General features: G+C 79.4%; 1 protein-coding gene. It reads right to left on the bottom strand.

Annotated features, from left to right (window positions below; genetic code table 11):
• Window positions 1-621, bottom strand: a 621-nt coding sequence (locus tag AE652_RS42665; protein ID WP_049661737.1) for an HtaA domain-containing protein, incomplete at both ends; no start/stop codon positions are given.

Genomic DNA, 621 nt, shown 5'->3' with positions numbered 1-621 from the left:
ACGGCGCCCGGTGGGGTGGCCGGGGCGCTGCCGAGGTCGGGCAGCGGGGGCAGCGCGGCGGCCGGGTCGAGGGCGACGGCGAAGCTCAGCGGGTCCATCGCGGTGCCCGCCGGGTACAGGCCACCGAAGGCCTCGGCGCCGCCCTCGGCGAGCGTGAGCGGCAGTTCGACGGCCGTCAGCAGGCCGCCCTCGGCCTTGAGGCCGGCCGGGTCGAAGGTCGCCAGCTCGACGCCGGGGAGCTGCCGGGTGCCGCCGTCCGGGGTCCGGCCGGAGACGTCGGCGAGCAGTCGGCCCTGGCCGCCGGAGACGCTGACGCCCGGGTTGGCGAGGGTGAGGTCCAGGCCGTAGCCGTCGCCGGCGCGCATGCCGGTGAAGCGGACGGTGCCGGTGAAGGCGGCGGTCAGCTCTCCGGTCGCCGGGTCGTACGCGCCCTTGGCCGGGGTCCAGCGGAAGAACGCGCCGCCGTCGGCCGCGCCGCCGCCGAGCTCCCAACGGCCTTGGGCGATCGCGCCGGTGACGTAGTCGCGGAAGGTGCGGCGCACGCCCCAGTCGAGGGCGCCGTCGGCGAACCCGGCACGGGCCGGGGCCTGGGCGGCCGGCTCGGTGGCCGGCGGGGCGGCC

The sequence above is a fragment of the Kitasatospora sp. MY 5-36 genome, from assembly GCF_001182915.1.
Lineage (GTDB): Bacteria > Actinomycetota > Actinomycetes > Streptomycetales > Streptomycetaceae > Kitasatospora.
This window is presented reverse-complemented; position numbering and strand designations above follow the sequence as displayed.